Consider the following 25,488-nt stretch of genomic DNA (forward strand, 5'->3'; position numbering starts at 1 on the left):
TGTGCCGACCGCAGATCCTGCGCAACCAACCCCCGCCCCACCCGTTCTCAGTGGCAATCCAAGCCAATAGGAGAATGACGATGGCCGACAAGGATACCTCGCAGGAAGTCGCAGCGAAGTTCATCGACAAGCTGAAGGCCAGCCCGTTCGTGATGATCGGCCTCCACGATGGCCAGCATTCCGAGCCGATGACCGCGCAGATCGACGACGATCAGCCCAACACGCTGTTCTTCTTCGCCGGTCGCGACAATCGCATCGCAAAGGGCGGCGCGGCGATGGCGCAGTTCGTCGGCAAGGGCCATGACTTCTTCGCCTGCATGGCGGGCAGCGTCTCGACGTCGAACGATCGCGCCGAGATCGACAAGCTCTGGAACAACCAGGTCGAGGCATGGTTTCCGGGCGGCAAGGAAGACCCCAACCTGACGCTGTTGCGCTTCGACATCGACAGCGCCGAGCTATGGGAAACCGATATCTCGATCGGCGGTCGCCTCAAGATGCTGTTCGGCGGCACGATCCGTTCGGACGAGTCGAGCAGCCACGCGGTGGTGAACTCGATCGCGTAAGGTCAATATCCGACCTCACCTACACCCCTCTCCGGCATCCCAGCGAAAGCTGGGGTGACGGGTGAGTGGTGGTAGTGGACCGACCGCGCAAATTTTGCGGAGTGACGGTGGCGGCGGGATATCACCCGTTCGCGGTGATAAATTCCTCGACCACCGGCGCGATCTTCTCCCGCCAGCGCGAGCCATTGAAGATGCCGTAATGCCCGGCCCCTTCCGCAATCAGGTAGCGCTTCTTCTCGTCCGGCAGCGCAGTCGCTAGCGTGAGCGCCGCCTTGGTCTGCCCCAACCCCGAAATATCATCGCGCTCACCCTCGACCGCGAGCAGGCCGACATCGGTGATCGCCGCAGGATCCACCAGCCGACCGCGATGCGTCATGATCCCTCGCGGCAGCGCATGGCTCTGAAATACCACGTCGATCGTCTGGAGATAGAATTCCGCGGTCATGTCGCAGACCGACCGGTATTCCTCGTAGAAATCCTGGCTCTGCGACGCGCTTTCGCCGTCGCCCTGGACCAGATGCTTATACATTTCCCAATGCGAAACCATGTGGTTACCGAGGTTCATCGACATGAACCCTGCAAGCTGCAGGAAGCCGGGATACACCTTCCGACCCGCACCCGGATAATTGCCCGGCACGGTCGCGATGACGTTCTGCTCGAACCACGCATGCGGCCGCTCGGTCGCCAGCGTGTTCACCGCGGTCGGCGCCTCGCGCGTATCGACGGGACCACCCATCATCGTCAGCGTCTTGGGACGGCACGGGTTCTTGTCCGCACTCATCAGTGCGGCGACGGCGTAACAGGGAACCGAGGGCTGGCAGACGGCCAGCATGTGCGTGCCCCCCTGCCCTTCGTTCGCGCCGATCGTCTCCAGATATTCGATCAGATAATCGATGTAGTCGTCGAGATCGAACCGCCCCGCCGAGAGCGGCACGCTGCGCGCATCGCGCCAGTCGGTGATGTAGACGTCGGCGAACGGCAGCATCCGCTCGACCGTCCCGCGCAGCAAGGTCGCGTAATGGCCGGACATCGGCGCGACGATCAGCAGCTTTGGACCGCCCTCGACACCCTCGCGCACGAAACGCTTCAACTGTCCGAAGTCCTTCCGCAGCACGATCTCCTCGCGCACCGCGACCTCGCGGCCGTCGATCGTCGTCGTGTCGAGACCAAAGGCAGGCTTTCCCCGCGTTGCATTCGCGTGTGCGAACACTTCGAGCGCCGATGCGACGACCGTGCCGCCGCCCAAATAGGCGAACGGGTTTGCCGGATTGTTGAGCATATCCGCGCCGAAGCTCGCCATCTTGCTGGCGCCGGCCATCATCGAACGCTGGAATTCATAGGCATCGTAGAGCATGCGGTATCCTCTCGCCTCATCGGGCTTTGCACGGTGGTAACGCAATTTTGCCGCAGTGCAACGCGCGATCGACCGCCGCTCGGTCCCGCGCGACTGGATCACCGCCCTATGCGACGCCCGGTTCTCGTTGAGCGCCACCCCCGCCACTGCTAGGCACCGCGCATGGCCAAGCCGATACCCGAAGAGAAGACGTCCCGCCGGATCGGCGATCTCGCGATGGTGTGGCGTCACGCCTCCCGATATCCCCGCCAGATCGCCTTTGCCGGGCTCGCGCTGATGATGACGTCGGCCGCGACGATCGGCATTCCCTACGGGTTCAAACGCGTCATCGATCGCGGCTTCGGCCCCGGTGCGGGAGCATCGGTCGCCAGTTCGTTCCACTATCTGTTGATGATCGTCATCGTGCTGGCGTTCGCGACGGCGGTCCGCTTCTATTACGTGTCCTGGCTCGGCGAGCGAGTCGTGGCGGATATACGCACCAACGTGCAGCGTCATCTGTTGAGCCTGACCCCGCGATTCTTCGAGGAAAACCGCCCCTCCGAAATTGCATCCCGTCTCACGTCGGACACCGCCTTGATCGAACAGGTCGTCGGCAGCACGGTCTCGATGGCGTTGCGCAACACGTTCACCGGGATCGGCGGGCTAATCTACCTGTTCGCGATCTCGCCGAAGCTTGCGGGTATGCTGATGATCGGCATCCCGCTGATCATCCTGCCGATCGCGATCCTCGGCAAGCGCGTGCGGAATTACTCGCGCACCTCGCAGGATCGCGTCGCGGATGTCGGGTCCATTGCAACCGAAACGCTCGGCGCGATGAAGGTCGTCCAAGCATTCGGGCAAGAGGATCGCGAGGCAAGGCGCTTCGCAGACGCGGTCGGCGCAACCTTCGCTGCGGCGCGCGCGCGCATCCTGTTGCGCGCGTTGATGACGGCGATCGTAATCGGCCTCGTATTCGGGTCGATCACCCTGGTGCTGTGGGAAGGCGCGATCGACGTCGCCGCGGGCCGTATCAGCGGCGGCGCGATCGCCGCCTTCGTGCTGACCGGCGGCATCGTCGCGGGCGCGTTCGGCGCACTGACCGAAGTCTATGGCGACCTGTTACGCGGCGCCGGCGCGGCCGGACGCCTATCGGAGCTGCTCCGCGAAAGACCCGAGATCGCCGCACCAGCCAACCCGATCGCCCTGCCCCAGCCGCCACGCGGCGCGCTCGCGTTCGAGGGCGTGCAGTTCCACTACCCAACGCGCCGCGACGTCGCCGCGCTTAACGGCTTCTCGCTCGACGTGAAGCCGGGCGAGACGGTCGCCGTGGTCGGCCCCTCGGGCGCGGGCAAGACGACGCTCTTCCAGCTGGTCCAGCGCTTCTACGACCCCGACGCCGGCCGCGTGACGCTCGACGGCATCGACCTGCGCGATGCCGATCCGGCCGAGGTTCGCGCCCGCATCGCGATGGTCCCGCAGGAGACGATCATCTTCGGCGCCTCGGCCCGCGACAACCTCCGCTACGGCGACTGGTCCGCAACCGACGACCAGCTCTGGGCCGCCGCCGAAGCCGCCAATGCCGCCGAGTTCCTACGCAAACTTCCCGAAGGCCTAGACACGTTCCTAGGCGAAGGCGGCGCACGGCTGTCGGGTGGTCAGCGTCAACGCGTTACGATCGCTCGCGCGCTGCTCCGCGATGCGCCGATCCTGCTGCTCGACGAGGCCACCAGTGCGCTCGATGCCGAGAGCGAGCGGCTCGTGCAGGAGGCGCTCGAGCGGCTCATGACGAACCGCACTACGCTGGTCATCGCACACCGCCTAGCGACCGTACGCGCGGCAGAGCGGATCATCGTTATGAGCGACGGCCAGATCGTCGAGGAGGGCTCGCACGGGTCGTTGATGACCAACAGCGGGCTCTACGCGCGCCTGGCGAGCCTGCAGTTCAACGAGGCCGCCTAGACCTTCTTGGACTTGGGCTTTTTCGGTTTCGGCATCGGCAGTTCCGCGGTCGAGATGCGGACGAGCTCGGCCAGCCAGTCGGCATCGTCCCAGCGATCGGCATCGACCAGCAGGCACGGTTTCGCGCCGGGATAGGGCGGCGCTTCGTCGATCGCGCCTGCGAACGCGCGGCCGCCCGGTGTCGGCTTCACGAAAAGCTGGTCGTCGCAGATCAGCGCGACCATCCTGCCGTCGCAATAGACGCCGTATTCGCCGAACATCGGCTTTGCTGACACATCGCCCGCCGCGGCGAGCTGTTCGACGATAAACGCGACGGTTTTTGGATCGCATGCCATATCGTAATCCTCGCAGATCGGCACGACGATAGCGAGGCGCATGCCGCGACGGCGTTTCACTTGCGATGCCATGACCGCGCGCGCAAACTCGACAAAACAGGAGATGGATATGCGCGACTTCGACATCGTCATCTACGGCGCGACCGGGTTCACCGGACGGCTGGTGGCGGAGTATCTCGTCCAGACCTATCCGACTGGCGTTCGGTGGGCGATGGCCGGGCGTTCGCTGTCGAAGTTGCAAAAGGTCCGCGACCTGATCGGCGCGCCTGCCGAGACGGCGCTGATCGCTGCCAACTCGGACGATCCCGCCAGCCTCCGCGCGATGGCCGAACGTGCCACCGTGGTCATCTCGACGGTGGGACCGTACCAGCTGTACGGCTCCAACCTCGTCGCCGCGTGCGCCGCGACCGGCACTGGTTATGTCGACCTGTGCGGCGAGCCCGCGTGGATGCGTCACATGATCGACGCGCATGAGGGCGAAGCGACGCGGACCGGTGCGCGGATCGTGTTCTCCTGCGGGTTCGACTCGATCCCATTCGATCTCGGCGTGCTGACATTGCAGGATGCAGCGAAGGCCAAATACGGCATGCCCGCACCTCGTGTGAAAGGCCGCGTGCGGAAAATGCAGGGAACGTTCTCGGGTGGCACTGCTGCCAGCCTAAAGGCGACGCTCGCCGCCGCCGCACGCGATCCGGGCATCGTCAAGCTGCTGACCAGCCCGTTCGCGCTGACCCCCGGCTTCCACGGACCGCACCAGCCGACCGGGTTGCTCCCCGAATACGATACGACCATCTCGGCCTGGGTCGCGCCGTTCGTGATGGCGCCGATCAACACCAAGAACGTCCACCGCACCAATTTCCTGCTCGGCGAGGCCTATGGCGCGGACTTCGTCTATGACGAGATGATGGTCGCGGGACTGGGCGATCTCGGCAAGGTCGCTGCGGAGGCGATCGCCAAGTTCAATCCATTCTCGGGCGACAAGGGGCCGAAACCCGGTGAAGGCCCCTCGAAGGAGGAGCGCGATGCCGGCCATTACGACCTGCTCTTTGCCGGGATCATGCCCGATGGCGAGCGGATCGACGCGATCGTCACCGGCGACCGCGATCCCGGCTACGGCTCGACCAGCAAGATGATCGCCGAGGCCGCGTTGTGCCTCGTCCAGGACGTGCAAGGCGATGGCGGGATCTGGACACCGGGGGCACTGATGGGGGCGAAACTGCGCCATCGGCTGGTGGCGAAGGCGGGGCTGACCTTCACGGTCGGGTGATCAACCGCGAAAGAACCGCGTCGCGATCCAGGCGATCAGCACTGACACGATGATCGCGATCGGCACAGCGAGACGTCGGCGTCGCTCGACGGCGGCATAATGCGCGTCGAGATCGAAAAAGAAACGGCCTGGTGCGGTTTCGCGGACGATGCCGTTGGCGCGTAGCCGATCGAACGTCGCCTGCTCCCGAGCGTCACGCGGTAGGAAGGCGATCGCATCGTCGGGCGCGATCGCGTGTCGCGCCAGTAACAGCGCTGGGATGACTCCGCGGATCCGATGCGGCCGCAACGCCATCGGCATGCCGGCTGGGCTTGGCCTTTCCGGCGAGAGCTTATTCGGCAAGCGTGAAGACCGTCGCCGCAGCCGCAACGCTTGCAGCGACGCCCGATACCCCGACGATCGCTGCGGCTCGAAGTCGCACCGAAGCGCGAAATGCGCCGAGCTTTCGCGCATCAAGATGATAGCGCCCGGCCCCGTCGTCGACGATCGCGCCATAGACGCGAAGTTGGCGGAATATCCGTGCGTCCTTCGCTACATAGGCGATCGCACGATCAGCCGACGTGGCCCGTGCCGCGACGAAATCCTTGACGATCCGTCGACGCGATCGGCCTAGAATAAGTCCCCGCATACTCTTCCCCCCGCGCCGATCTCGCATAGCGAGGGGGGTTTGCGCAATTCCTAACGCCGCTTGCCCTGATGGCGGATGTTCGTTGGGCGACCACGCCGCTTGATCTCGCGCACCGGCTTGCGTCCGCCACGCGGAGGCTGGGCCGCACCCTTCCCCTCGGGCATCTCGAAGCGTAGCGCGCCCGACACCGGGTTCGCCTCCGCCAGCCGCAACTCCAGCGTCTGACCCTGTGCGAAGACGTCGCCGCTATGCTCCCCGGTCAGCGTCCGCGCGCCCTCGTCGAAGCGGAAATATTCGCCGCCCAGATCGCGCACCGGCATCAGGCCATCGCCGCCGATCCCCTCGACCGTCGCGAAGAAACCGAAATTGGTGACGCCGGTGATCCGCACGTCCATCACCTGGCCGACGCGCTCGGACAGGAACGCCGCGACGTAGCGGTCGGTCGTGTCGCGCTCGGCCTCCATCGCGCGACGTTCGAGCCGGCTGATGATCTCGCCGACCGACTCCATGTTGGCCGCATCGTCCGCCGGCAGCCCGCCTTCGCCAAGGCCGTACGCCGAGACCAGCGAACGGTGGACGAGCAGATCGGCATAACGCCGGATCGGCGAGGTGAAATGCGCGTAGCTGCCGAGACTGAGCCCGAAATGCCCGTGATTGCCGGGCGCATAATAGGCCTGGGTCTGGGTGCGAAGGATCTGCTCCATCACCTGCGGACGGAAATCCGCATCGCCGATCCGCTCGATGATATGGTTGAACGTGGCCGGCCGCACGACCTGCCCGAGCGCGAACGGCACGTCGAACGTCTCGAGATATTCCTTGAGCGCCGCCAGTTTCTCGCGGCTCGGTGGCTCGTGGATGCGGTACATGACCGGGGCCTTCTTCGCCTCCAGTGCCTTGGCGGCGGCGACGTTGGCGGCGATCATGTAATCCTCGATCAGCCGGTGAGCGTCGAGGCGTTCGCGCGGGGAAACGGACATGATCCGCCCCTGCTCGTCGAGCACCACACGCCGTTCGGGGAGGTCCAGATCGAGCGGTGCGCGTGCGTCGCGCGCCTTCGCAAGCGCGTGCCAGCAGGCCCAAAGCGGCTGTAGCACGCCCAACATATCTCCCCTCCCGTCTACGGGAGGGGTCGGGGGGGGCGCTTCATGACCCCTAGCCGGGTCGAGCGCGGCACCGGCCTCCCCCGACCCCTCCCGCACGGAGGGAGGGGAGGAGGCGTCGATGATCGCCTGCGCCTCCTCATACGCCAGGTTCGCCGCGATCCGCACCACCGCGCGCGTAAACCGCCACGACTTGAGCGAGCCGTCCTTGCCGATCCGCAGATGGCACGCGAGCGCTGCACGGTCCGCGCCTTCCTTCAGCGAGCACACCTCCGCGGAGAGAATCTCCGGCAACATCGGCACTACGCGGTCGGGGAAATACACCGAGTTCCCGCGCCGCCGAGCCTCGCGATCGACCTCGGACTTCGGTCGGACATAGAAGCTGACGTCCGCGATCGCGACGATCGCCTTCCACCCGCCGGCATTCGACGGATCATCGTCCGCCTCAGCCCACACCGCATCGTCGTGATCGCGCGCATCCTCGGGGTCGATCGCGACGATCGGCAGGTCGCGCAAATCCTCTCGGCCCTCCCCCAACGGAAGTTTCGAAACCCGCTCCGCCTCGTCGAGCGCCTCCTGCGAGAACACATCCGGAATGCCGAGCTTGTGGATCGCGATCAGCGAGAAACTACGTGCCGCGAACGGATCACCCAGCTTCTGCACGACACGGGCGGCGATCTTGGGCGGCTTCCCCGCCAATTCCGCCAGCACGAGATCACCCGGCGCCGCACCACCCGCATCCGCCACGGCGAACTCACGCCGCTCGCGCTTGTCGACACCCGTCAGCCAGAGGCGTCCGGCCTCTTCGCGCAACACGCCGAGCACCTGCTCGGATGCCGGCGCAAGCACCTTCATCGGATGCGCGATCCAGCCGTTCCCAGCCTCCTCCGTTCGCGCAAGAATTCGCTCACCGACCCCAAGCGCACCACGCTTGCGTTCGCGCACGCGCAACCGCGGCGGTGGCACACCTTCCGCCTCCCAGCGCTCGGGAACCGCCCAGACGTTGCCGCCGTCGTCGACGTCCGCGATCCGCAGCACCGTCACCTTCGGGATGCCGCCCATCTTGTGGAACGCGCGGCCTGGAGCGCTGTCGATCAACCCCTCGTCGGCCATGTCCTTGAGCAAAGCCTTGAGCCCGATCTTGTCCTGCGCGCTGAGCCCGAAGCCCTTGGCGATCTCGCGTTTGCCCGCAGGCACGTCGGAAGTGGCGATGAAGTCGAGGATCTGCTCGCGCGTGGGAAGACCGGCTTTTGGTTTGTACATGGTACAGAGATAGTCGGTAGGCCCGCCATTACCAAACGGCTAAGCTACGGACATGACGCAAAGTTACGACATCCTCATCGTCGGCGGCGGCATCAACGGCGCCGCGATCGCCCGCGAGGCGGCACTGAACGGCCTGTCGGTCCTGCTCGTCGAGAAGGGCGACCTCGCCGGCGCGACCTCGTCCGCCTCGACCAAGCTGATCCATGGCGGACTGCGCTATCTCGAATATTACGACTTCAAGCTGGTCGCCGAAGCACTGCGCGAACGCGAACGCCTGGTGAAGGCCGCGCCGCACATCATCAGCCCTATGCGCTTCGTCCTGCCGCACGAGAATGCGGTGCGGCCCTGGTGGATGGTCCGTCTCGGCCTGTACCTCTACGACTGGCTCGGCGGCCGCATGACGCTGAAACGATCGCGCGGCCTGCGCAGGAGCGATACCACCTACACTGCGCCGCTGAAGAACGGCGCGCGCGGCTTTGTCTATTCCGACGCGTTCGTGGACGATTCCCGCCTTACGGTGCTGAATGCGATGGACGCGCACGCCAACGGTGCAGAGATCGCAGTCCGCACCGAACTCGTCGCCGCTCGCCGTGACGGCGCACTATGGCGCGCAACCCTATCCGACGGCCGCGACGTCACTGCGCGGGCGCTCGTCAACGCTGCCGGCCCGTGGGTCGCCGAATTGCTGGGCAGGCTCGGCATCAATGCCAGCGCCGGCGTCCGGCTGGTCAAGGGCAGTCACATCGTCGTGCCCCGACTGTACGAGGGCGACCACGCCTATATTCTGCAACTCGCCGACCGCCGCATCGTCTTCGCGATCCCGTATCAGGGGCAGACCGAGATCGGCACAACCGACATTCCCGTCGACCGGCCCGAAGACGCGGTAATCGACGCGGGCGAGATCGCGTATCTCTGCGACGCCGCGAACCAGCACTTCACGCGTCAGATCACCCCTGCCGACGTCACCTCGACGTGGTCCGGCGTGCGCCCGCTCTACGACGACGGCGCCAGCGAGGCGAAGGCGGTCACGCGCGACTATGTCCTCGAACTCGACACGCTCGGCGATACGGGCGCGGCGCCTCTGTTGTCCGTGTTCGGCGGCAAGATCACGACGGCTCGCCATCTCGCCGAGGAAGCGCTCGCAAAGATTGCCCCCGCGCTGGGTACGACCGTCCGCCAGATCACTCGCGACCGTGCTTTCCCTGGGGGCGCCATCCCACCTTTTGCGACCTATCTCGCGCAGGTCCGCGCGCGATGGCCGTTTCTCGGCAATGCCCGAAGCGAACGGATGGCGCATGCTTACGGGACTTTACTCGACGGCATGCTCGCGGGTGTCACCGACGCAGCAGGCCTCGGCGCGGACCTTGGCGGTGGCCTGACGGAGATCGAAGCGCGCTGGATGTACGATCGCGAATGGGCGAGGATACCCGAAGATGCATTAATGCGTCGCAGCAAGATCGGACTGACCTTGAACCGCGCGGAGACGGACGCATTCGGGACATGGTGGACCACGGCATTCCCCTCGTAAGCGTAGGGGCTTGCATGTTTTAGGATTGAGCATATCCTCGCGGCATATCCATCGAGGAAACCTCCAATGGCCACATACCCGGACCTCCAAACCGATCCCGAAGACAAGAACCTGGTGATCCTGCAAAGCCTGATCTGTCTGTTGCGCGAGAAGAACATCCTGTCGCGCGCGGACATCGAGGAACTGTGCGACACGGTGAAACGCCGCGCGAGCGATCATGCGAGCGATCCGCTTCCCTGCCAGATGAACGGCGCACGAGCAGCCGCTACCGAAGTGGCGCAGATTGGCGATTATATCGGCCGCAAGTACGGCGGAAAGCACCGCCGCTCGATCTGAGTCCATGCGTTGCGCGCGAGACGGCGAAATGGTCGCATTGCGCGGTTTGCGTTGAAGGAAGTGTGGATCTGACGAACCAAGCTGGAACGTTAGCCTCGCAATGCCGAGGGCAGCACGGCTTGGTGTGTAACCCTCGGCGTTGACCTCTGATGGGGAGCGACTCGCGAGATGCAGCGACGCGATAGTCTGCTGTTCTCGATTCTAGTACCCGAAGGGCCGTACGATGAGAGCGGTTGCTGAAGAACCGTTCGACGTCGTGTTCGTTGTAGGGGTCGCTACGTCACTTCACCGAAAGTGCTGATTGCCGCCGCCGTTACTACCGTTACGCGCGCATTTCCAAGAAGCAGTCGGTGCGACCACCATCATCGCTCTCTATCCCGTGTCGGCCACCGACGTCCCGCTAAGTCTGCGATAGCTAACCGTCGACGTGACAGGCTCCACGAACTGGCCCCCGTCTCACACCAAAATTGTGGCCTTACTCCTAGTAGCGCTCTCTCCTGAGGGAGCTGTTCGTCGGAGTTAATCGCCCCGCGCCATTCAAGGTCGCGAGGCGCGTAGGCCGCCGACCGGTGCGCTAACAAACGAAGTATCAACGAGGCGCAAAGCAGGCGAGCAACCGCTAGCGCGATTGCTGCGAGCCTCGTCCCCGCTCTACCGCTTCGCGATCAGCTCGCGACGAAACACGTCTCGCCGGCGACGCGCAAACGGCCGCAGATATCGGCCGCCTGGTTCGCGCTGCCCGCATTCACGCGCAGGCGATACAGGGTGCGGCCACCGGCTGCGACCGGCTGGACCGACTTCCCTAGCGCGCCGACATACGCGAACCGCTTCGAGAAGTTCGCCCAGGCGGCGTTGGCGACGGCCTCGCTGGGATAGGCACCAAGCTGGACCAGCGACCCGCCGGTAGCCGTGCCGGCACCATTGGGCTTCGATGGTGCCAAGGGTGCCGCAGCGACCAGTCGACCACCCGAGGCCGGAACCTGCGCGACCGCATTGCGCCCCGCGGCGTCATCGGGCTTGGCCGCAACCGCACGCTTGCCCGCGACCGGTGCTTCCGGCACGCCGCGCAGGTCGATCGCGCCGTTGCCCGATTTGCCCGCGCTGGTCGCGATCGCCGAGTCGCCTTCGCCCTTGACCTTCAGGCCGCCGGCATCGTCGGGCTTGACCTTGTAGTCGCCTTCCTGCGCGGCGATCAGCTGGCCGTCGCCGGTCGGCGCGCGCTGCTGCACCTTGTAGATGCCGAAGATGATCGCCGCGAGGATGGCCAAGCCGAGCACGACGAGCGCGATGACGCGGCCGATGCCGACGGTTTCCTGCTCGTCCGGCTCGACGGTTTCGAGCCAGGGGAGCCGGTCTTCCTCACGCAGATCCATGTCTTCGGCCATCACTTCATCTCCGAAACCGCTTCGACACCCATGATGGCGAGGCCGTTATGAATAATCTGCCCTATAGCGGACGCTAGGAAAAGCCGTGCCGCGGTCGCCTGTGGATCCTCGATCACCAGGAAGCGACGATCGGGACGGTCGTTCCCGACATTCCACAGCGCATGAAACGCAGCTGCCAAGTCGTAGAGATAGAACGCAATTCTATGCGGTTCACGCGCCGTCGAAGCGATCTCGACAAGCCGCGGGAACTGCGCCGCGAGCTGCACGAGTGCCAGTTCGTCCGTATCAAGCCGGGACAAATCGGCGGAAATAGGCGTGATTCCCGCCTCTTCCGCGCGCCGATGCAGCGATGCGATACGAGCGTGCGCGTACTGGACGTAGAAAACCGGGTTGTCCTTCGACGCCTCGACCACTTTCGCGAAGTCGAAATCCATCTGCGCATCGGACCGGCGCGTCAGCATCGTGAAGCGCACGACGTCCTTGCCGACCTCGCGCACGACATCGGCCAGCGTGACGAAATTGCCCGACCGCTTCGACATCTTGACCGGCTCGCCGTTGCGCAGCAGCCGGACCATCTGGACGAGCTTGACGTCGAACCGCGTCTTGCCGCCGGTCAGCGCCGCCACTGCCGCGACGATCCGCTTGACCGTGCCGCCATGATCCGCGCCCCAGATGTCGATCAGCTGATCGGCGCTCTGGCTCTTCTGGAAATGATAGGCGAGATCGGCGCCGAAATAAGTCCAGGATCCGTTCGACTTCTTGATCGGGCGATCCTGGTCGTCGCCGAACTGCGACGAGCGGAACAGCGGCAGCTCGACCGGCTCCCAATCGTCGGGCGTCTCGCCCTTCGGCGCCTCGAGCACGCCGTCATAGACGAGATCGCGCGCACGCAGTTCCGCCTCGGCCGCTTCGGGCTTCTTCGCGGCTTGCAGTTCGGCTTCGGACGCGAACACCTCGTGTTCGATCCCAAGCAAAGCCAGATCGGCCCGGATCATCACCATCATTGCCGCGACCGCCTGGGTGCGGAAGACAACCAGCCATTCGCTCTCGGGCGCGCCGACGTAGCGGTCGCCGAACTCCTTCGCGAGCGACTGGCCGACGGGAACGAGATAATCGCCGGGATACAGGCCCTCGGGGATCTCGACGGTCTCGCCGAGCGCTTCGCGGTAACGGAGGTGGACCGAGCGCGCGAGCACGTCGACCTGGCCGCCGGCATCGTTGACGTAATATTCGCGGATCACCTTGTGACCGGCGAATTCGAGCAGGCTGGCGAGCGCATCGCCCACGACCGCACCGCGGCAATGGCCCATGTGCATCGGGCCTGTCGGGTTGGCCGACACATATTCGATGTTGACGGTGATCCCGTCGCCCTGCTTCGACCGGCCGTAATCGGCACCAGCCTCGGGGATCGCGGCGAGTTCGGCACGCCAGGCGTCGTCGGTCAGCTTCATGTTAATGAAGCCGGGGCCCGCGACGCTCGCCGAGGCGACGTCCTCGAGCTTCGACAGTTCGACGACCAGCGCATCGGCGAGCACGCGCGGATTGGTCTTGGCGGGCTTCGCGAGCACCATCGCGGCGTTGGTCGCGAGATCGCCGTGGCTGGTGTCGCGCGGCGGCTCGACCGTGACGTTCTTGCGGTCGAGACCCGCCGGCAGCGTGCCCGCCGCGGTCAGCGTGTCGAGCGCCGCATCGATATGCGCGGCGAAACGGGTGTAGAGCGTCATGGCAGTCCCGGTACGTCAAGGAAACGCGCGCTCTAGACCATCGCGGCGCGGCGCTCAATTTTAATCCCGTCGGAGGGGGCAGCAGGCGGATCCCGTCCGCCACAATGGAGAGCTTCAATGGTTCCCCCGCGGACGCGGGGGCCCAGCTAAACCGCAGGTACCGCCCGAGATCCTGGCCCCCCGCGTTCGCGAGGGAACAGAAGTGTATTGAGACGAGAACCTAGGGAAACGGGGACGAACCTCAAACCCGAACCAACCCCTCGATCGCAGCGGTCTTCGCGCTAGCAGGAAACAACGCCGCCATCGCCCGATCCGGCTCGACGCCAAAATGCGATGAGACCGCACCGCCGATAAACGCATCGAGCTGCATCGTCGGCTTCAGATCGCGTGCCTCATAAAGCGCAGCAGGTGCGAGGCCCGGCCAGTCCGAAACCACCCTTCCCCCCTTCACGGCGCCGCCGAACAGCATCGCAGACGTGCCGGTGCCATGATCCGTCCCCCCGGTCCCATTGACCGCGACGGTCCGTCCGAACTCGGTCGCGACAAGCACCATGGTGTCGGCCCATAACGGCCCCAGCCCCGCGTGTAGCGACGCGACCATCGCATCGAGGCCCTTCAACTGCGCGGTGAGGCGGCCGCGTTGGCCGGTGTGCGTGTCCCAGCCGCCGGTCTCGATCATCGCGATCCGCGCGCCGGTGTCGGGCTTGAGCAACCGCGCGGCGAGCGCACCCGTCGCAGCGGCATTGCGCCCGCCGTCCTGCGCGAGATCGCTGGTGAGTTGCCGCGTCGCCATCGCCTCGCTCCAAAGGCTGTGGAGTTGCTGGTCACCGTCGTAGAGCATTGCGACGCGTTGCAGCAGGTCGTCGGACGCGTCGGGCAGGCTCGACGGCGCATAAGACGCCACCTCGCGCCGCCCCCGCAGCGCCATCGGCACGGTCGCCGCGACCGCGATAGCGCGCGCCTCGTCCGCGGGCAGCACGCCGAGCAGCCGGTTCAGCCAGCCGTCGCGGACCTGGTACGCACTCGCGCCCCCCGTCTCGAGCACGTTCTGGCCGTCGAAATGCGAGCGATCGCGGTAGGGCGACGCGATCGCGTGCGCGAACAGCGCCTGGCCTTGTTTGTAGAGCCCGGCACTCGCGGTCATTGCCGGGTGCAGCGTGAACATGCCGTCGAGCTTGACGCCCGTGGCGAAGTCCGCCGCGAGATCGCCGCGCACGCCTGCAAACGCCGGATCGCCGACCGCGCCGATCGTGCCGAGACCATCGGCGGCGCCGCGCTGGATGATGAACACAAACCTTTTGTCGGTCGCCGCGCGCGCAAAGGCGATGCGCGGTGCGAAGGCGGACGCCAGGACGCCAAGCGTCCCGGTCGAGAGAAAGGAACGACGGTCGAGCATGACTATCTCCGCAGCGATTCGGGGGCGACGAGCAGCAGCGCGAGCGCCTGTGCCGGGCTCTCCGCGCTTGACAGCCCCTGCGCGGTGGTGGGGCTAAGCGATGCGGGGAACAGGGTCGGCGCCAACGCCCGCGCATCGACTGGCCCAGCGCGTGCCGCGAACCGCTCCGCCGCCTCGACACGTCGCATGATCGCGTCGGGTCCGGCCCAGGCCGCGGCGACGTCGTCATACCCGATCGGCTGCCCCGGCTGCCAGATCGGCTGGCCAAGCTGGTTCATCATCCCCACCGTCACGCCGGGCTGGACCGTCGTCGTACCGAGCGCACGCTGGGTCGAGACATACCATTCCCAGGGCGACTTGAACTTCACGGGTTGCGCCACCCAAGCCTCGGGCGACGCAACCAGCGCGCGGTACACCGTCGGCAGGTCGCCGCCCGATTTCAGGAACGCCGTTTTCAGCCGCGCGACCATCGCGGGCGGCGGCGTATCGCCGGCAAAATGGCGCGCGAGCTTGGTCGCGATATGCGTCGCGGTCGCTGGGTGGACGGCAAGATCGGAGAGCACCGCCTGTGCCTGCGCCTCCCCCGCCGCGGGATAGAGCTTGCCCATCACGGTGCGATCGCCGGGCTGATGAACGTCGTCGAGGAACAGGAACGCGCCCGCGCGCGAATCGTCCTGGATGCGCGCACCGGGACCGCGGCCGATGCCTGCGACCGTCCAGCCGGTCATCGCCCGCGCGAACTCGGTGACGTCGGCCTGGATGTAGCCGCTGCGGACGCCGAGCGTGTGCAACTCCATGATCTCGCGCGCGAAATTCTCGTTCAGCCCGGTGCGGCGCCGGGTCTTCCGCACCGCGAACGGACTGTCCGGGCCGATCGACACCGCCTGGTCGAGATACAGCAGCATCGCCGGATGCCGCTCGACCGCGTTCAGCATGTCGGCGAACGTGCCGAGCACATGCGGGCGGATCGCCTCGAACTCCATCGGCCCGGCGAGCGCCATCACCTCGAACTTCTCGGTCGAGACCGCGAAATGATTCGCCCAGAAATGCACGAGGCGCTCGACGAACGGTGCCTCGCCGGTGAGCGCGGCCATCGTCCGCGCCGCGACCGCCGTGCCGTAATCGTTGCGACTCTGCTTGCCGATGACTTGTCGCGCTTCCTGTCGTGCGGCCGCGCCTGGATCGATCGCCCCCGGCGCCATGGGGGCCTGAGCCATGCCGGAGGGTGCAACGCCCGGCGACACGGGTGCGGGGCTCATCGCGCCGGACATCGTTGGCACGGCAACCGCGGGTTTCCCGTTCATGCCGAGCGCGGCTTTCGCCGTGCGCGGGCCGAATTGCGCCCTGATCGCCTTTTCCTGTGCGTAATAGGCGACGAGACCTGTCGAAATGCCCGCCGTGGCCGGCGCGCTCGCGATGACGGGCGGCCGTGCCTCGAACCGTTCGCACTGCGCCAACACCCACTTCGCCGGATCGCCGACGATAGCATCACCCGGCCTTGCGCCGAGGCCGAACCGATTGAGCGCGATACTGGAAGCAGACACGACATTTCTCCTTCGCGTTCGAGTGTACGCGACAATTGTCGTGGAAGTATGTCACCCGCCGCGCTGGTCGCATGCAGGGGCCGTTCATCGTTGCAGTTGATGCAATCGCGACGGATCGGTTTGCAATTGCAACTCATGCTGCACCGCAATATTTCTCTGGCTTGAGAGTTGGGTAAACACCTGGTCCGGCTCGACGCACTTCGGGAGACACGATCATGCGCACGACCATCAAGATCATCGCAGCAGCAGCGGCCGCCCTTACCTCGACGATCGGCATGGCCGCCGACGGCAAGCAGAGCTTCGTCCATGAGGGCAGCACCTACGTCTATACCTCGACGCAGGACCATGGCCGCCAGGTCATCGATGGCCGTCGCTATCCGTCGGGCCAGAAGTTCCACCTGATCGTTCGCGGCGACCGCGTATCGGGTGTCTCGGCCGGCGTCCCGGTCGCGTTCAAGACCAACGAAGCCAATGGCGCGGCTGGCGGCATCGCTTCGGTTACGCGTTGAGCTGAGTTTATCGTAGGACGGCATGACGGCGGCCGGGCTTCGGTCCGGCCGCCGTTTTGCGTTTAAGGTTCCTGTTTGAATGAACTTGCGCACCTTTGACTCCCCTCCCTGAAAGGGAGGGGTTGGGGGTGGGTCGGCTTCCGTAGCGCGGAACGGACGCGGCAAAAGCTAGCCGACCCGCCCCCAGCCCCTCCCTTCCAGGAAGGGGAGCAGAAGTCAGAATCCTTCGGGCAGGTCGATCGGGCCGACCAAGTCACGGTAGCGTGACACCGCGTACCGGTCCGTCATCCCGGCGATAAAGTCGGCGATGTGACGGCTGCGGTCGGGATCCTCGGTCGGCAGCCGCTCGCGCCATTCCTCGGGGATCGTCAGCGGGTCGTCATGATAGACCGCGAACAGGCCGGACACGATTCCGTGCGCCGCATCCGCCGCCGCGAGCTGGCGCGGGTGGTGATAGAGGTTGGCGTACATGAAGCGCTTCAGGTCGCGCTCCGCCTCGCGCATCTCGGGCGAGAAGCCGACCAGGCACTGGCCCGCATCGCGGACGTCGTCGACGCTGGTGACGCCGCTCGCCGCGATCCGCTGACGCGTCTCGGCGATCAGGTCGTTGACCATCGTCCCGATCTGCGTGCGGACGAGCTCGCCGACCAGGCGCTTCGGCTCGATATCGGGAAAGCGGCGGCGCACATCGTCCCAGCCGCGCGCCACCAGCGGCACCGCGAGCATCTGGTCGAGCGTCAGCAGCCCGGCGCGCAGGCCGTCGTCGATGTCGTGATTGTCGTAAGCGATATCGTCGGCGATCGCTGCGACCTGCGCTTCGAGGCTCGAGAAACTGGTCAGAGCGAGTGGGTATTTCGCGTCCGCCGTCGCCAGCGCCCAGCCCGGATGCCGCACTGGGCCGTTGTGCTTGGCGAGGCCTTCGAGCGTTTCCCAGGTCAGGTTCAGCCCATTCCACAACGGGTAAGGCCGCTCGATCGTCATCAACGTGCGCAGCGTGTGGCCGTTGTGATCGAAGCCACCTTGGCCAGTAAGCGCCGCCTTCAGCGCATCCTCACCGGCATGGCCGAACGGCGGATGGCCGATATCGTGTGCGAGACACAGCGCCTCGGTGAGGTCCTCGTTCAGCGCCAAGGTCCGCGCGATCGTCCGGCCGATCTGCGCGACCTCGAGGCTGTGCGTCAGGCGGACGCGAAAGTGATCGCCGTCGGGGGCCATGAACACCTGGGTCTTGTGGCGCAGGCGACGGAAGCTGATCGAGTGGATGATCCGGTCGCGGTCGCGCTGGAAAGCATCGCGGGGGCCACGGACGGACCCGTTCTGTTCCTCGTGAAGCCGTCCTTTGCTGCGCGCCGGGTCCGATGCCCAGGGCGCACGGTAGCTCACTTGGCCGGCAGCTTCGTGATGATTTCGCCCGGATCGCTGGTGAAGGTGAACGTCGGGACGCCTTCCTTGGCGAGCTGATTGACGAACGTGCGTGCCTCGGCATCGGTCTTGAACGGGCCGGCGAGCACGCGGTTGGTCGCCTTCCACGGTGCGGTCCAGCCGCCGCGAGCGCCGAACACGGTCGGAGCCTTGGCCTTCGCCTTCTTCCACGCCTTGGGCAGATCGCCCTCGGTCGCGCCGGTCGACACCTGCACCCAGGTCCGCGCGGGATTGGCACGCGCGATCCGCTTCTCTTCAGCTGCAGCCTTGTCGGCGGCGAGCTTCTCGGCGGCGGCAGCCTTTTTGTCGGCCAGCGCCTTCTTGTCGGCAATCGCCTTTTTCGCTGCGGCTTTCTTGTCGAGCGCAGTTTTCTTGTCGGCGGCGAGCTTGTCCGCAGCCAGCGTCTTGGCAGCGACTGCCTTGGCCGCTGCGTCGCGTTCGGTCTTTGCCTTCGCCTCGGCGAGTACGCGCTCGGAATCATCCGGGACGGGGATGGCGGCGGGGGTCACGACCGGCGCGGGATGCATCGGCGCGACGTCGAGCTCGGACGCGGGGATCGACAGGCCCGCGACGATCCGTGCGAGGATCGAGTCCTCGCTCGCTGCCACCGCGTGGGTGCGCGGCGACGATGTGGCGGCTGCCGGTCCGGGCGTCGACGAACTGGTGAAGCCGGGCGTCGGCGTCTCGGCGCTCGCGCTCTGCGTTGGGGCGACCTGCTGAACGGGCGCCTGCTGTATCGGAGTCGGTAGCGGCGAAACCGATGGCGCCGCCGCTGCCGAGGCCGCGAGCGCATTTGCCGCGCGGGTCGGATCGGTTCGCGCCTGCCCCACCGGGATGGCCGCCATCTGCGTGGCTACGCTCTGCGGAAGCGTACCCGTCGTCGATGGCGCCGGGACGGTACGAGCGACAGACGATGGGCTCGGCTGGATAGTGGCCGAGACTACCGAGTTCGTTTCCGCAGCCGGATTGGTACGAGTGCGCTGAACCGCAACGTTCGGCGACGAATAGCTTGGTTGCGAAGGCTGAACGGTACGCGCCGAGAGCGGCTGCACCGTCTGCATCGGCGCTGCTGCGAGCTGGACGGGGGCAGTGTACGGGGTCCGAGCCGGAACCGTGGTGAGCGTACGTGGTGCGGTGGTCGTCGGCGGGACCGGTGCCGACGTCGTCACGGGTACTGGTGTTGACGACGGTCGAGTCACCGCGGCCATCTGGACACGGTCGCGGCTCGATCGGCGATCGCGCTTGTCCTTCTTGCCGGTTGTCGCAGCGACTGTGGGTTGCGGCGTTACGGCTGCCATCATTACCGGCGCGGTCGGATCTGCGGCTAGAATGCCCAACGGTGGCGCCATCCGTGCATCCGCGAGGCGGGCGGGCGTCGCATGGACTTCGCCGAAATGGACTGCGAAAGCGCGGTCGCTTGCCGGCAGGTTCGGCAGGCGCTGGAAGAAGGGTTGCAGGCCTTGCGCGGTGCCCGAGGGCATCATCGTGGTGGCGATCTTCTCGGCGCCGGCGACGTCGCCGTTCATCGCGAGGATGAACGCGCGCGATCGCCATGCGCCACGATCGCTCTTGAGCAGGAGCGGGTTGAGTTGCTGGATCGCGAGATCGGGCTTTCCTGAGATGCCGAGCGACAGCGCGTAACGCCTGATCGTCTCGTCGTCAGGTGCATCGCGGAGGGCCACGCGGTAATCGCGTTGTGCCCGATCCTGCTGGCCGATCAGGTCGTAAGCTAGCCCGCGGTCGGCGGCGAAGTTGCGCGGATCGAGGCCGAGACCTTCCGCCTGCGCATAATAACGCAGCGCTTCGCCGGGACGCTCAGACCGGACGAGGATCGACGCCATCCCCGCCTTCGCCCGACCATCGCGCGGGTTCACCTTTTCCGCGCGCGCAAACAATGCCGCGGCACCGCTAAGATCGCCCAGGCCCATCGAAAGATCGCCCGCCTTGATCAGCGCGTCGATGTTGCGGGGGTTGCTGGCAAGCTGGCGCATCACGTCGCCGAGCTTGTCCGCGTCGGTAGTGCCGGGGATCGCCTGCACGACGGCTTGCGCGGACGCGGCGGCTGGCACGGCCGCGAGCACGAGGGCCAGCGCGGCGGTCAGGAGATGATGGGAGGACCGGGTCATGAGGTTCAACTGTCTAGACGCCAGCCCGACCGAACCGGCAATGTCTTGCACGCATACGCGCGGCGAACTGGGCTGGGGCGGCGACGAATGCAGGGTTTTGCGTACGCAAGCGCGAAAGCCCTGCTCGACATGCCCTCACTCATCGTCGCCTCTGGCGTCTCCCCCTCTCCCAACGGGAGAGGGGAGGTCAGGGCTGGATCGTGCAAGATATTGATAAGTCGAGATGTTTCCGACTTACTGGTTGTTCTGCCGGTGCAGGAAGCGGGGGATGTCGAGCGGGTCCTGAGGGGCCGCTTCGCCGTCTTCCTTCGCTGCGCCACGTGCCGCGTTCGACATGCGCTCGAACAGCGTACCGCCGAGCTTCACGCGCGGTGCGGCCGGAACCGCCTCGGGGGCAGCCTCGGCACCCGGAGCGAGCCAGCGACGACGTGCACCACCTTCGTCCGCAGCCGGCGTCGGCACCGGAACAGCCGGCGCGATCGGCGCGCGAGCGGGCGTCACCGACGATGCCGAAGCCGGACGCGCGATCGGACCGCGACCGTAAGGCTCTTCGCCATAGGTGCGCGGCGCGGGCGCAGGCTGCGGTGCAGGAACAACCGGTGCAGGTGCGGCCTGCGGCACCATCGTCTCGGCACCGAGCACCAGCTCGTCATCCGACTTCGACGCCGATGGCTCGACTTCCGACGAAGCGTTCAGATCGAGCGGCTCTTCGTCGGCGGACGACGCAGCAGGCGCAGCCGAAGACGCGGCAGGCTCGCTCGGACGGAACGACGTATTCTCGTCCGTCTTGCGCGATCCGAAGCTGAACGAGCGGGTCGGCTCGGGTGCAACTTCCGGCGGACGCGCATCGGCGTCGATCCCGGTCGCGACGACCGAGACGCGGATCTTGCCTTCGAGCTCCTGGTTGAATGCCGAACCCCAGATGATGTTCGCATCGGGATCGACCAGGTCGCGGATGTGATTCGCGGCTTCATCGACTTCGAGCAGGCGCATGTCGTCGCCGCCGGTGATCGAGATGATGACGCCCTTCGCACCGCGCATGCTGACGCCTTCGAGCAGCGGGTTCGAGATCGCCTTCTGCGCAGCCTCGAGCGCGCGGTTGTCGCCGCTTGCCTCGCCGGTGCCCATCATCGCCTTGCCCATCTCCTGCATCACCGAGCGGACGTCGGCGAAATCGAGGTTGATGAGGCCCGGCATCACCATCAGGTCGGTGATGCTGCGGACGCCCTGCTGGAGCACCTCGTCCGCCATCGTGAACGCTTCCTTGAAGGTCGTGTTCGCGTTGGCGATGAGGAACAGATTCTGGTTCGGGATGACGATCAGCGTGTCGACGTACTTCTGCAGCTCGTCGATGCCGCCCTCGGCTGACTTGGCGCGACGGTTGCCCTCGAACGCGAACGGCTTGGTCACGACACCGACGGTCAGAATGCCCATGTCGCGCGCCGCCTTGGCGATGACCGGCGCTGCGCCCGTGCCCGTGCCGCCGCCCATGCCGGCGGTGATGAAGCACATGTGCGCGCCTTCGAGCATCTTGGCGAGCTGGTCGATCGTCTCTTCGGCGGCCGCGCGACCGATCTCGGGACGCGAGCCGGCGCCGAGACCCTGCGTGATCTTGGTGCCGAGCTGGATCCGCTGCGGCGCGGTCGACTGCTTCAACGCCTGCGCGTCGGTGTTCGCCACGAGGAAGTCGACGCCCTGGACGTCGGCCCGCATCATGTTGGCGATCGCGTTGCCGCCCGCGCCGCCGACGCCGATCACCGCGATGCGGGGGGCCAGATCGTCCACTTCGGGACTAAGGAATTCGATGCTCATCGCCGTTCTCCGCACAACCCGGTAGATACGCTACGGCCGGGCCCCTGATTAATCTGTGTGCACCAACGTCACGGCCTGTTCCAGCCGAAATAACGCCAGCGCCCTCGAAACTCTTAATAATTCGCGCGTGCCGCCTGAATCAACTTGCGCATCATGCCCATACCCTTTGGCCGATGCACCGTCGTCCGCTGCGGCGCGAGCCCGCGAAGATCGATCGGGTTGGTCGCCGCGTAGAAGGCCAACCCCGCTAGCGTCGCGAACGCCGGTCCGCCATGCGCTTCCGGCAGCGCGGTCAGACCACGCGGTCGACCGATCCGCACCGACCGCCCGAGCGCCTGTTGCGCATAGTCGGCGATGCCCTTCAGCTCGGCCCCGCCGCCGGTCAGCACGACCTGACGCCCGACCGGCCCCTCGAACTTCAGCTTGGTGAGTGCGTTGCGCACCTCACACATCTGATGCTCGAGCCGCTGGCGGATCACGCCGATCAGCTGCGCCTTGGTGATCTGAGCCCCCTCGCCCGCGCCGTCCTCGGCGGAGATCGGCATGACCGGGATCATGTCGTGATTATCGCGGGGGCTGGCGTTGGCCGAGCCGTGGAAGCACTTCATCCGCTCGGCATTCTGCCGCCGCGTCCCGAACGCGCTGGCGATATCATCCGTAATGTCCTGCGCGCCGATCGGGATCGAGGTCAGCCCGACCAGCATGCCCCCCGCGAACAGCGACACGTTGGTGATCCCCGCCCCCATCTCGACCAAAGCGACGCCAAGCTCGCGCTCCTCGTCGCTGAGACAGGCGAGCCCCGTCGCGACCGGCGAGGCAATGATCGACTTCACTTCGAGATGCGCCGACCGCACGCACAGATCGAGGTTGCGTACCGGCGAACCATCAGCGGCGACGACATGGATATGCACGCCAAGCCGATCGGCATGCAGACCGAGCGGCGTCTTCACGCCCGTCAGCCCATCGAGCGTATAAAGCGCCGGTTGCGCGTGCAGCACCATGCGGCCCTGCGGATCGATCGAGTTGCGCCCGGCGGCGAGCAACGCATCGATATCCTGCTGCTCGACGCGGTGGCCGCCAAGCTCGAACTCGACCTCGGCGACGTCGGACACGAGCCCGCCGGCCGAGAACCCGACCCAGACGTTCTCGATGTTGATGCCCGCGATCCGCTCGGCCTGCTCGACCGCCTCGCGCACTGCCGCCTCGGTCGTTGCCATATCGGCGATATAGCCGCGCTTGACGCCGCGGCTCTCGCGCTGGCCGGTGCCGAGCACGATCAGCTCGCCCCCGTCCCCCTTCTGCGCGATCATCGCCGAAACCTTCGACGACCCGATATCGAGCGCCGTGATCAGCCCTTCCGGTGCCACCTTCGCCATGTCATCCCTCCCCGCCCGTTACGTTCGCGCCCGCCGTTTGCGACGGATTAGTCGTAGTTTCGCCTGTTGCCGGCACGCTCGCCCCCGCGCTGGCTGGTGCCGGCACGTCGACGCTGTGCGCCAGGCTCGCACCCGGCTTGCGCGCGACCAGCTTGGTCGGATCGCGCATGTCGAACCGGATCCAGCCGCGCCCGAGCAGCGGCCGCGCGCCATCCAGCTCGGCGAACTTCACCAGCGCGCGCGGCGCACCGTCTTCGGGCAGCGCCAACGTCTCGCCGCTCTCGAACGTCAGGTCCCAGCGGCGATTGCCGACCCAGGTCGCCGCCTTCACGCGCGGCTTGAGCGCAGGCGCGGCGGCGAGCAGCGTCTGGTACGACGCCTCCTGCCGATCCGCACCGGGCCCGATCACCAGCGGCAAATTCGGGATCGCATCCGGCTGGACCGGCTCCAGCAGCACGCCCGACGAATCGATCAGCGTCAGCTGCCCATTGTCCTGCCACACCGCGGCGGGAGTCCGCTCGACGATATCGACCAGCATCGTGTTGGGCAGCCGCCGCGACACATGAGCGTCCGCGATCCAGCCATAGCGCAGCAGTTTCTGCCGCACCGCCTCCAGGTCGACCGACAGCATCGACGTCTGGTTCTGCTTGTCCTCCAGCGCGACCGCATAGACCGACATCCGGTCCATCCGTTTGAGACCGGTGACCTCGATCTGCTCGACCTTGAAGCCAGCGCGCCCGGCACCCTCGGCCACCGCCGCGCCGATCATGCCGGGAATGCCGACCCACGTCGCCGCCGCGATCGCGACTGCACCGCCCGCGCCGAGGATCGACCACGTCGCGATTTTCCGAAGCGTGTCCTCGCTGACCGGGAGCATCCCGACCAGCCGGTCCATCACCGACACCTTCTTGACCGCGACCTTCCGGCGCGGGGCGGGCCGCTTGGGCGGCGGACCGCGCTTGATCGTGCGGCTCATGGAGAAGGATGGTCCTGAAGCGCCTCGTCGACGATCGCCTGGACCAGCTCGGCATAGCTCATGCCGATGTGCCGTGCCTGTTCGGGCACGAGGCTCAGCGGAGTCATCCCCGGCTGCGTGTTCACCTCGAGCAGGAACAGCCCGTCGACGCCGCGTTCGTCATCCCAGCGGAAATCCGACCGCGACGCGCCCTTGCAGCCGAGCAAGCGGTGCGCTTCGAGCGCGAGGCTCTTGCACGCATCGGTGATCTCGTCGGGGATCTCCGCCGGGCAGACGTGGACCGTCATCCCGTCGGTGTATTTCGCGTCGTAATCGTACCAACCACTCTTAGGCTTCAACTCGGTCACCCCAAGCGCCTTGCCGCCAAGCACCGCGGTCGTCAGCTCGCGCCCACGGATGTACGGCTCGGCGAGCAATTCCTCGAACTCGCCCCAAGGCCCGACGCTATCGCGCGCGATCGGATTGCCGTAATTCCCGCTGTCCGTGACGATCGCCACCCCGACCGACGAACCCTCGTTGACCGGCTTCAAAACATAAGGCCGCGCCATCGGATCGCTCTCGAACAAGTCCGCCGACTTGACGATCCGCCCACCCGGCATCGGCACGCCCGCGGGAACGAGCAGTAGCTTGGTCAGCACCTTGTCGATCGCGATGACCGACGTCGCAAGCCCGGAATGCGTATACCGCAGGCCCATCAGGTCGAGCAGCCCCTGCACCGAACCGTCCTCGCCGGGGGTGCCGTGGAGCGCGTTAAACACCAGGTCAGGCTCGGCATCGGCGAGCTTGGCAGCAACATCCCGCCCCATATCAATCCGCGTAACCCGGTGGCCGAGCGACTCAAGCGCGTCGGCACAGCCGTTACCCGACATCAGCGAAACCTCACGCTCCGCCGACCAGCCGCCCATG

21 protein-coding genes are annotated in these 25,488 nt (G+C 66.2%); 6 read left to right on the forward strand and 15 right to left on the reverse strand.

What is annotated here, in order from left to right; genetic code table 11:
- The first annotated feature begins 80 nt into the window (after positions 1–80).
- The gene (locus ASE69_RS11665) at positions 81–563 is read left to right on the forward strand and encodes a pyridoxamine 5'-phosphate oxidase family protein (RefSeq protein ID WP_056487052.1); all 483 of its coding nucleotides are present in this window, start codon (positions 81–83) and stop codon (positions 561–563) included.
- Between the two features lie 121 nt (positions 564–684).
- On the opposite strand, the gene ASE69_RS11670 is transcribed toward ASE69_RS11665, so the two are convergent.
- Complete coding sequence (locus tag ASE69_RS11670) at positions 685–1,917, reverse strand: polyhydroxyalkanoate depolymerase (RefSeq protein WP_056487055.1); 1,233 nt, start codon at positions 1,915–1,917, stop codon at positions 685–687.
- A gap of 162 nt (positions 1,918–2,079) precedes the next feature.
- Here ASE69_RS11670 and ASE69_RS11675 point away from each other — a divergent pair, with 162 nt between their 5' ends.
- Positions 2,080–3,855, forward strand: coding sequence for an ABC transporter transmembrane domain-containing protein (locus ASE69_RS11675; RefSeq protein WP_056486601.1), 1,776 nt, complete (start codon positions 2,080–2,082; stop codon positions 3,853–3,855).
- Here ASE69_RS11675 and ASE69_RS11680 read toward each other — a convergent pair.
- Positions 3,852–4,250 carry a TfoX/Sxy family protein gene (locus ASE69_RS11680; protein ID WP_235518559.1) on the reverse strand — a complete coding sequence of 133 codons (399 nt, stop codon included), beginning with the start codon at positions 4,248–4,250 and terminating at the stop codon, positions 3,852–3,854. The two genes, ASE69_RS11675 and ASE69_RS11680, sit on opposite strands and share 4 nt — an antisense overlap.
- Before the next feature lie 49 nt (positions 4,251–4,299).
- Here ASE69_RS11680 and ASE69_RS11685 point away from each other — a divergent pair, with 49 nt between their 5' ends.
- A complete protein-coding gene (locus ASE69_RS11685; protein WP_056487061.1) occupies positions 4,300–5,457 on the forward strand; it encodes a saccharopine dehydrogenase family protein in 1,158 nt (385 codons plus the stop codon).
- On the opposite strand, the gene ASE69_RS11690 is transcribed toward ASE69_RS11685, so the two are convergent.
- From ASE69_RS11690 to ASE69_RS11700, 3 genes are read right to left on the reverse strand one after another with little or no spacing between them, the layout of a single operon-like run.
- Positions 5,458–5,799, reverse strand: coding sequence for a hypothetical protein (locus ASE69_RS11690; RefSeq protein WP_156362308.1), 342 nt, complete (start codon positions 5,797–5,799; stop codon positions 5,458–5,460).
- The gene (locus ASE69_RS11695) at positions 5,789–6,085 is read right to left on the reverse strand and encodes a hypothetical protein (protein ID WP_056486607.1); all 297 of its coding nucleotides are present in this window, start codon (positions 6,083–6,085) and stop codon (positions 5,789–5,791) included. The genes ASE69_RS11690 and ASE69_RS11695 overlap by 11 nt, the downstream gene beginning before the upstream one ends.
- Positions 6,086–6,135: 50 nt before the next feature.
- Entirely contained in the window at positions 6,136–8,448 is a 2,313-nt protein-coding gene (locus ASE69_RS11700) for a ribonuclease R family protein (RefSeq protein WP_056486610.1), read from the reverse strand.
- A gap of 52 nt (positions 8,449–8,500) precedes the next feature.
- On the opposite strand from ASE69_RS11700, the gene glpD reads away from it, so the two are divergent.
- Together glpD and ASE69_RS11710 are read left to right on the forward strand one after the other, a co-directional pair.
- On the forward strand, positions 8,501–9,976 hold the full coding sequence (gene glpD, locus ASE69_RS11705; protein WP_056486613.1) for a glycerol-3-phosphate dehydrogenase: 1,476 nt from the start codon (positions 8,501–8,503) through the stop codon (positions 9,974–9,976).
- Positions 9,977–10,042: 66 nt separating this feature from the next.
- The gene (locus ASE69_RS11710; protein WP_056486616.1) at positions 10,043–10,312 is read left to right on the forward strand and encodes a hypothetical protein; all 270 of its coding nucleotides are present in this window, start codon (positions 10,043–10,045) and stop codon (positions 10,310–10,312) included.
- 665 nt (positions 10,313–10,977) lie between these two features.
- Here the strand turns inward: ASE69_RS11710 and ASE69_RS11715 are convergent.
- The 4 genes from ASE69_RS11715 to ASE69_RS11730 form a co-directional block, all read right to left on the reverse strand.
- Positions 10,978–11,697 carry an SPOR domain-containing protein gene (locus ASE69_RS11715; protein ID WP_056486618.1) on the reverse strand — a complete coding sequence of 240 codons (720 nt, stop codon included), beginning with the start codon at positions 11,695–11,697 and terminating at the stop codon, positions 10,978–10,980.
- The gene (argS, locus tag ASE69_RS11720) at positions 11,697–13,421 is read right to left on the reverse strand and encodes an arginine--tRNA ligase (RefSeq protein WP_056486621.1); all 1,725 of its coding nucleotides are present in this window, start codon (positions 13,419–13,421) and stop codon (positions 11,697–11,699) included. The genes ASE69_RS11715 and argS overlap by 1 nt, the downstream gene beginning before the upstream one ends.
- A gap of 241 nt (positions 13,422–13,662) precedes the next feature.
- Positions 13,663–14,817 (reverse strand): DUF1501 domain-containing protein, encoded by a 1,155-nt coding sequence (locus tag ASE69_RS11725; RefSeq protein ID WP_056486624.1) that lies wholly within the window; start codon positions 14,815–14,817, stop codon positions 13,663–13,665.
- Positions 14,818–14,819: 2 nt separating this feature from the next.
- Positions 14,820–16,361, reverse strand: coding sequence for a DUF1800 domain-containing protein (locus ASE69_RS11730; RefSeq protein ID WP_056486627.1), 1,542 nt, complete (start codon positions 16,359–16,361; stop codon positions 14,820–14,822).
- Positions 16,362–16,576: 215 nt separating this feature from the next.
- Here ASE69_RS11730 and ASE69_RS11735 point away from each other — a divergent pair, with 215 nt between their 5' ends.
- Positions 16,577–16,870 (forward strand): hypothetical protein, encoded by a 294-nt coding sequence (locus ASE69_RS11735; protein WP_056486630.1) that lies wholly within the window; start codon positions 16,577–16,579, stop codon positions 16,868–16,870.
- Positions 16,871–17,086: 216 nt separating this feature from the next.
- Here the strand turns inward: ASE69_RS11735 and ASE69_RS11740 are convergent, their stop codons facing one another.
- The 6 genes from ASE69_RS11740 to ASE69_RS11765 all read right to left on the reverse strand — a co-directional run bounded on the left by ASE69_RS11740 (position 17,087) and on the right by ASE69_RS11765 (position 25,487).
- Complete coding sequence (locus tag ASE69_RS11740; RefSeq protein ID WP_056486632.1) at positions 17,087–18,253, reverse strand: deoxyguanosinetriphosphate triphosphohydrolase; 1,167 nt, start codon at positions 18,251–18,253, stop codon at positions 17,087–17,089.
- Entirely contained in the window at positions 18,250–20,418 is a 2,169-nt protein-coding gene (locus tag ASE69_RS11745) for a tetratricopeptide repeat protein (RefSeq protein ID WP_056487063.1), read from the reverse strand. Before ASE69_RS11745 ends, ASE69_RS11740 begins: the two co-directional genes overlap by 4 nt.
- A gap of 234 nt (positions 20,419–20,652) precedes the next feature.
- Positions 20,653–22,230, reverse strand: a complete 1,578-nt coding sequence (ftsZ, locus tag ASE69_RS11750; RefSeq protein ID WP_056486634.1) for a cell division protein FtsZ — start codon at positions 22,228–22,230, stop codon at positions 20,653–20,655.
- 113 nt (positions 22,231–22,343) lie between these two features.
- Positions 22,344–23,606 (reverse strand): cell division protein FtsA, encoded by a 1,263-nt coding sequence (ftsA, locus tag ASE69_RS11755; RefSeq protein WP_056486636.1) that lies wholly within the window; start codon positions 23,604–23,606, stop codon positions 22,344–22,346.
- Between the two features lies 1 nt (position 23,607).
- Positions 23,608–24,582, reverse strand: a complete 975-nt coding sequence (locus ASE69_RS11760; RefSeq protein ID WP_056486638.1) for a cell division protein FtsQ/DivIB — start codon at positions 24,580–24,582, stop codon at positions 23,608–23,610.
- Entirely contained in the window at positions 24,579–25,487 is a 909-nt protein-coding gene (locus ASE69_RS11765) for a D-alanine--D-alanine ligase (RefSeq protein ID WP_056486640.1), read from the reverse strand. The genes ASE69_RS11760 and ASE69_RS11765 overlap by 4 nt, the downstream gene beginning before the upstream one ends.
- Between the last annotated feature and the right edge of the window lies 1 nt (position 25,488).

This window comes from Sphingomonas sp. Leaf208, assembly GCF_001421415.1.
Classification (GTDB): domain Bacteria; phylum Pseudomonadota; class Alphaproteobacteria; order Sphingomonadales; family Sphingomonadaceae; genus Sphingomonas.

Coding starts and splice junctions, on each gene's coding strand:
- ASE69_RS11745 (WP_056487063.1), bottom strand. CDS start 20,418: ATGACCCGGTCCTCCCATCATCTCCTGACCGCCGCGCTGGCCCTCGTG.
- ASE69_RS11695 (WP_056486607.1), bottom strand. CDS start 6,085: ATGCGGGGACTTATTCTAGGCCGATCGCGTCGACGGATCGTCAAGGAT.
- ASE69_RS11735 (WP_056486630.1), top strand. CDS start 16,577: ATGCGCACGACCATCAAGATCATCGCAGCAGCAGCGGCCGCCCTTACC.
- ftsZ (WP_056486634.1), bottom strand. CDS start 22,230: ATGAGCATCGAATTCCTTAGTCCCGAAGTGGACGATCTGGCCCCCCGC.
- argS (WP_056486621.1), bottom strand. CDS start 13,421: ATGACGCTCTACACCCGTTTCGCCGCGCATATCGATGCGGCGCTCGAC.
- ASE69_RS11710 (WP_056486616.1), top strand. CDS start 10,043: ATGGCCACATACCCGGACCTCCAAACCGATCCCGAAGACAAGAACCTG.
- ASE69_RS11665 (WP_056487052.1), top strand. CDS start 81: ATGGCCGACAAGGATACCTCGCAGGAAGTCGCAGCGAAGTTCATCGAC.
- ftsA (WP_056486636.1), bottom strand. CDS start 23,606: ATGGCGAAGGTGGCACCGGAAGGGCTGATCACGGCGCTCGATATCGGG.
- ASE69_RS11725 (WP_056486624.1), bottom strand. CDS start 14,817: ATGCTCGACCGTCGTTCCTTTCTCTCGACCGGGACGCTTGGCGTCCTG.
- ASE69_RS11670 (WP_056487055.1), bottom strand. CDS start 1,917: ATGCTCTACGATGCCTATGAATTCCAGCGTTCGATGATGGCCGGCGCC.
- ASE69_RS11700 (WP_056486610.1), bottom strand. CDS start 8,448: ATGTACAAACCAAAAGCCGGTCTTCCCACGCGCGAGCAGATCCTCGAC.
- glpD (WP_056486613.1), top strand. CDS start 8,501: ATGACGCAAAGTTACGACATCCTCATCGTCGGCGGCGGCATCAACGGC.
- ASE69_RS11765 (WP_056486640.1), bottom strand. CDS start 25,487: ATGGGCGGCTGGTCGGCGGAGCGTGAGGTTTCGCTGATGTCGGGTAAC.
- ASE69_RS11760 (WP_056486638.1), bottom strand. CDS start 24,582: ATGAGCCGCACGATCAAGCGCGGTCCGCCGCCCAAGCGGCCCGCCCCG.
- ASE69_RS11715 (WP_056486618.1), bottom strand. CDS start 11,697: ATGGCCGAAGACATGGATCTGCGTGAGGAAGACCGGCTCCCCTGGCTC.
- ASE69_RS11685 (WP_056487061.1), top strand. CDS start 4,300: ATGCGCGACTTCGACATCGTCATCTACGGCGCGACCGGGTTCACCGGA.
- ASE69_RS11675 (WP_056486601.1), top strand. CDS start 2,080: ATGGCCAAGCCGATACCCGAAGAGAAGACGTCCCGCCGGATCGGCGAT.